Genomic DNA, 1,186 nt, shown 5'->3' on the forward strand with positions numbered 1-1,186 from the left:
TGATTATTAACGGAGTACTGTCGGGTTTGGTAGCCATTACCGCATCCTGTCGATTCTGGTAATTAATGAAATCTTTATTAGTAACCCCACCAGACTTAAACTAAACCTCCGCATTGCCAAAATTCCGATCCTGATTGCTGTTGGCTTAGGAATTATCATCGGTTTAATTTCTGGAGTGATTTACCAAATCCTGTTATTATCTCCTATTCCAGGAATTATAATTAGACTCCTAAGTTGGCTCTTAATAGGGAGCTCAGTAGGCTTGGCAGAGGGACTGACTTGGTGGTGGCGCAGTGTGGAAGCAGGGGATCCCAAACGCTTCCAAGAACGGTTAAGAACTAGTATGATTGCGGCTAGTGGTGCAGCGTTAGTTGCTGCTCTACTGTTTGAATCGATCCGCCCACTGTTGAGTGAGATCGAAAACAGAGGTTTTGAAGACCCTCTAGGATTCTCGATTTTAGGCTTGGTGCTAGGTTTAGTATTTAGCATTACCAATTCACCAAGTTATATGGCAGCACTGAGAGCAGGTGGTGGTTTTGAATACACCGGACCTAACTATGAAGATAGTGAGCCAGGGGTGATCACCGTAAATAATCCTTTTCCCTATATCAATAAGTCTCTACTAAAATTTGTCAGTAACAGTAAAGCCGATGAAATCGAAGAGGGGTTGTCAATTCAATTACCTGCTACTGGCACGATTAGAATTGGCTCTGCTGTCAAACAGGTAAACCATAAAGGAGGCTCGGATATTTATTTGCCTGGATTGCCACTCCATGTAGCAGACATAGTACTGAAGCAGCGCCAAGCAATTTTATCTCCCAATCCCCTACATTTCAATACTATCGAAATTAACGGTAAACCCTTGAAAACCCGCGAAGATATTGTTTTGAAACATAACCATGTCTTGACGTTTAATAGCCTTTATCCAGGAGGGAAAAATGAAGAAAAAATCTATCGCTTTGTCTACTACAATCGTTTCTTTGACCCGCAAGCTTAGTTTACTAATATTGTGTGCCGGTTGCTTTAGTTATCCTAGTGGAGTACAGGCACAAGAAGCGAAAATCCTTAATGCCACCGTTGAGGATGAACAGGTCAAAATTCGCATCCAAGTCAAAAATGAATATGACCAACCTGTCACCAACCTCACCGATGAAAATTTCCAGGTCTATGTAAATAATGATAAAGA

At 41.6% G+C, this 1,186-nt stretch carries 1 protein-coding gene and 1 pseudogene; both read left to right on the plus strand.

Annotation, left to right across the window (positions count from 1 at the left end):
- Nucleotides 1-262 precede the first annotated feature (262 nt).
- Nucleotides 263-997, plus strand: a complete 735-nt coding sequence (locus tag F6K20_RS39290; RefSeq protein ID WP_287298562.1) for a hypothetical protein — start codon at nucleotides 263-265, stop codon at nucleotides 995-997.
- Nucleotides 981-1,186, plus strand: a pseudogene (locus F6K20_RS39295) (VWA domain-containing protein); the annotation flags it as partial. The gene F6K20_RS39290 and the pseudogene F6K20_RS39295, both read left to right, overlap by 17 nt.

It is taken from the genome of Moorena sp. SIO2C4, from assembly GCF_010672485.1.
Taxonomy (GTDB): Bacteria; Cyanobacteriota; Cyanobacteriia; order Cyanobacteriales; family Coleofasciculaceae; genus Moorena; species Moorena producens.